This window comes from Streptomyces sp. NBRC 110611 (assembly GCF_001590865.1).
In the GTDB taxonomy this organism is placed as follows: domain Bacteria; phylum Actinomycetota; class Actinomycetes; order Streptomycetales; family Streptomycetaceae; genus Streptomyces.
Map to the genome: position 1 here is coordinate 43,458 of NZ_BBUY01000027.1, position 4,554 is coordinate 48,011.

Genomic DNA, 4,554 nt, shown 5'->3' on the forward strand with positions numbered 1-4,554 from the left:
CCGCGCCGGGCACCGCGCCGGGCACCGCGCCGGGCACCGCGCCGGGCACCGCGCCGGGCACCGCGCCGGGCACCGCGCCGGGCACCGCGCCGGGGAACCGCGCATTCAAGTGCGGCTGGGAAACGGTCGTGCATTCCGCCAGCCACGACGCCTTACGTCGCGCCATGGACATTTCCCCTGAATACCCGTCGTGAATTCACGAGAATTCCAGCATTATCAAGCCGGAATCTGGCTTCAGGTGGTGCGCGAGTCGAGCTATATTTAAATTGTTCCCGGGAAACGGGAATTGAAAATCCCGCCAATTCCTTTTGCGGAGGATATCCGCGCACGGGTGGAGTGCGGCCAAAAACAAGGCTGCGCATAGCCAGCTCATGACCGCCATGACGTCAGCCACCCGAACTCAACTAACGCTGCCCGCAAGCCCTGCGCGGTGCGGCGGTCCCACCCACACACATTCGAAGACGGAGTACGCCCATGCACCACGCGTCAGACGACAACGCCCCTGTCATCCCGCGCATCCCCCGGCCCAGACGACCGCTGGACCCCACACCCCCGCAGCCTCGACCGCCCCGGCGGCCCCACGTGCCGCGCCAGGCGCCACCCACCGACAAATAACCACCGCCTGCCACTACACGATCGGAGTCCTGATGAACACCCAGCCCCCACCGGCGCCTGCCACCCCCAATTCCCCCGCCTCCTCCGCCGCGCCCTCGAAGGCGCGCCCCGGTGAACTGCGCGCGGCGGTCGCCAAAATCCTGGCCGTCGATGCCAGTTTGAAGTTCAGCGTTACCGAGCTGGCGAAGATGCTGGGGCACTCGGGCGGTGCTGTCGGCAATGCCTGCGAGACCCTGGTGGCCCGGGGTGAGGCAGTGAGGGTAGGTGCCAAGCCCCGTATGTACCGGGCGTCTTCCAGCACCGCCGCCGCAGCCCAGGGAGCACCTCCAGCTCCGCCCCGCGCCAGCACCTCTCTGCCCGGGCCTCGCCAGACCGCTCCGCAGGCGACACCAGCGGCTTCACCTCCGAGCGGAAGGCCGCAGCCGGTAACCCGTCCGAACGGCCAGCAGTACCACCCCAGGGCCCTGGCACAACTCCCGGATGTCGAGGCGTTGTGCAAGCTGCGGGAGGCGGGGGTTGCGGTGTTGTTGTACGGGCCACCGGGCACGGGCAAGACCTCGTTGATCGAGGCGGCCTTCCCGGACCTGATCACGGTGGCTGGGGACGGTGACACCACTGTCGGTGACCTAATCGGCGAATACACCCAGGACGCCAGCGGCGGCTATGAGTTCATCTACGGGCCGCTGGTCACCGCGATGCAGGAAGGGCGCGCGCTCCTCCTGGACGACGCGACACTGATCTCCCCGAAGGTGCTGGCCGCCCTGTATCCGGCGATGGACGGTCGGCGGCAGATCCAGGTCAAGGCCCACAAGGGCGAGACGATCACGGCCACCGACGGCTTCTACGTGATTGCCGGTCACAACCCGGGCGTGCACGGCGCGGTATTGACCGAGGCGCTGGCCTCGCGGTTCAGCGTGCAGATCCAGGTCGGCTCCGACTACGACCTGGCCGCCGCCTTGAAGATCAACTCCACGGCGGTGCGGATCGCCCGGCGCCTGGCCACCAGCCAGAAGACAGGCGAACTGGGATGGGCTCCACAGCTACGGGAGTTGATCGCCTTCCAGAAGATCGCCGATGTCCTGGGCACCGAGGCGGCCTTCGCCAACCTGGTCGGCATCGCACCCCTGGAAGACCGCGACACCGTCGCCGAGATCGTCACCAAGGCCGTCGGCAGGCCAGTTGCCGCCCTGACCCTGGGCCGCCAGCTCTAACCACCCCGGGCCCGGCCACCCGCCGGGCCCCACCGGCCCACCTCCGCGCCACCCACACCGCCACATCACCCTCGCACGAAGGGAACCACCAGCCATGGCTGCCCAGTTGCACAACCACCTCCAGCCCACTCCACCCACCCCGTCCGAAGCCGAAGAAGCCATCGCACGCTGGGAGGACGACGGCGGCCCCATCCCCGAACCCCGCCCCACCACCCACAGCAGCCACTGGCTACGCATCGGCGCAGCCCTCAGCACCCGCCTACCCGAACTCACCGGCCGCGAAGACGTCCTCGTCACGTGCCAGGTGGGCACGCGCTCCGGCGCACCGGCCGCCTTCTACCCCACCCTGGCCGAGCTGGAGATCGATGCCACCCTCTTCGCCCCGCTGCACCCGGCGACCATCCGCCCCGAGCGCCCCGGCGACGAGGAACGCTACCCGGTGGCGTGGGGTGCCCTGGTGCACGAGGCGGCCCACGCCGCCCACACACGCTGGCTCACCCCGCCCGCACTGCGCGGAACGGCCCTGGACACGGCGGCGCAGGTGCTGGAGGAGTCCCGCGCCGAACACGCCCACCTTCACCGTCGCCCCTGTGACCGCCGCTATCTGCGGGCCTCGATCCACACCCTGGTCCTGGACGACTTCACCGCCCAGACCCCCACCGACCGCTGGCAGGCAGCCCTGGCGGCCGGACTGATCCTGGCCCGCCGCGACGCCGGAATCTTCGACCCGGACGAAACCGAAACCCTCGAAAACACCGTCACCGGCATCCTCGGCCCCGACCTCCTGCAAACCCTCGCCGACATCTGGACAGCGGCCCACAGCACGGCGGACGGGGACGGCCAGACGATGATGGAGCACGCCCGCGCCTGGTGCCAGGCCCTCGGCACCCAACCCCACGCACCCGAGCCACCCCCGGGCCCGGCTGGCTGCCGTAAGGGCGAGCTGGCCGAGGCGATCGGCAAGGTCGTCGGCCAGGTACGGGCGAACGAGGCTGCGCAGGCCGCCGCCGAAGCCCGGGTTGCCGCCGCCCGCGCGGCCCGCGCACGGGCCAAGGCCGCCCAGGCCGAGCAGGCGCGGCAGGCGGCGAAGACCGCCGAGAAGGTCTTCGCCCCCGGCGGCCGCCCGCACACCCCGGGCAAACCCGGCAAGGGCCGCCGCCGCTCGCCGGTGACCGGCACCCGCGCCCCGGCGCCTGCGGAGAAGGCCGCCGCCGGGCAACTGGCCCGAGCCCTGCGGGCTGCCGCCTACCGGGAACGCACCGCCACCACCACCGCCTCGGCCGCCCCGCCCGGACGCCTCAACATGCGCCAAGCCCTGGCCCGCGACGCCCAACGCGCCGCAGGCGTCACCCCCACCGCAACCCCCTGGACCCGCACCACCCACCGCCCCCACCCCACCCCACCACTACGCGTCGGAATCGCCGTCGACGTCTCCGGATCCATGGGATCCGCCACCACCCCGATCGCCTCAGCCGCCTGGATCCTTGCCAAGGCCGCAGCCCTCACCGACCCCGACTCCCGCACCGCCACCGTCGCCTACGACCAGGCCATCACCGCCATCACCGCACCAGGCCGCGCCCCCGCACGCGTGACACAGTTCAACGCCAACGGGCTGGGCCACAGCCTCGCCGAAGCCACCGACGCCCTCACCGCCGCACTCAGCCTCACCCAACCGGGGGCAGGCCGCCTGCTGGTCATCGCCTCCGACGGCTACTACCACCCCGACGAAGCCGCCCACGCCGCCGCACGCATCACCGCCCTACGACAGGCCGGATGCGCCGTGCTCTGGCTCGCCTTCGACCCCGACCCCCGCCCCCTGCCCGGCACCACGCTGCTCGAACTCACCGACCCGGCCCAGGCCGCCACCGCCATCGGCAAGGCCGCCACCGCCGCCCTCGCCGCCACTTCCTGACCCGGCAGCCGCCCCGGTACTGCCCGGGGCGGCCCTCCGGACCGCCCGGCCCAACCGCATGCCGCGTGCCGGTTATGGGCCCCGCCTACGACAGCGCACACGCGGATATGTCCCGCCGGGCGGACCGCGCTAACCCCATAACCGAACCACCGACCAGCACCTGCTTCAACGAAGGGAAGTTCAAGGTGAATCACCACGCAGCGACGCGACCCGTTCTGGTCATTCCCCGCTACCTCGCAGGCCCGGATGGCCCGGCCACCAGGGCCCTCATCCAAGGGCTACGTGACCACGGCTGGCGTAGTGAATTCTTCGGACACTGCCTCGTACTCAGTCACCGCGACCCCAAGGGACTGCTCGAAGCCCTCTACACACCCGGAGGCAGCCGGCGCCGATATGGGAACGGCCCCGCAGGGAGCTGGGAGTTCAGTGCCCGCCCCCGCCCCGGCCACGCAGCGACATGGACGGTCCGCTTCTCCGCCCAGACCCCTCCCGAACTCCCCACAGCTCTCGCCACCGCCTTGACCACACTCGCCGCCGCCCCAGGCACCGATGGTCGCCCTCACTACCTGCAGCCTCCAGGCCAGCATGAAGAAGCAACCACACCACTGCTGACAGCCGGATGGATGCACGACCTCGCCCAGCACAAGTGCACGTGGTACGCACCCGACGAACAAGCGGTCGTCATCAGCCTCCCCTCCCGTGCATTCGATGACGGCGGCACGAACTGGCTCCTGGCTGCCCATCGCGCGAACGACGACACCGTCCTCTGGCACGCCACCGCCCACCCCCACACCCCCGCCCACCTCATCCGAGCCC

3 protein-coding genes and 1 pseudogene are annotated in these 4,554 nt (G+C 70.9%); all 4 read left to right on the forward strand.

Annotated features, from left to right (window positions below):
• Positions 1 to 803 precede the first annotated feature (803 nt).
• Entirely contained in the window at positions 804 to 1,826 is a 1,023-nt protein-coding gene (locus AZE13_RS31145; protein WP_258528108.1) for an AAA family ATPase, read from the forward strand.
• A gap of 94 nt (positions 1,827 to 1,920) precedes the next feature.
• The gene (locus AZE13_RS31150; protein WP_066939558.1) at positions 1,921 to 3,738 is read left to right on the forward strand and encodes a VWA domain-containing protein; all 1,818 of its coding nucleotides are present in this window, start codon (positions 1,921 to 1,923) and stop codon (positions 3,736 to 3,738) included.
• Positions 3,739 to 3,845: 107 nt separating this feature from the next.
• Positions 3,846 to 4,256, forward strand: a pseudogene (locus AZE13_RS39390) (DUF317 domain-containing protein); the annotation flags it as partial.
• A 105-nt stretch (positions 4,257 to 4,361) separates the two neighbouring features.
• A partial coding sequence (locus AZE13_RS38585) for a DUF317 domain-containing protein (protein ID WP_258528106.1) occupies positions 4,362 to 4,554 on the forward strand: 193 nt, incomplete at its 3' end.

What these genes read in the sequence shown, in the direction of transcription:
- AZE13_RS31145 (WP_258528108.1), top strand. Translation starts at nt 804, where the DNA reads ATGCTGGGGCACTCGGGCGGTGCTGTCGGCAATGCCTGCGAGACCCTG.
- AZE13_RS31150 (WP_066939558.1), top strand. Translation starts at nt 1,921, where the DNA reads ATGGCTGCCCAGTTGCACAACCACCTCCAGCCCACTCCACCCACCCCG.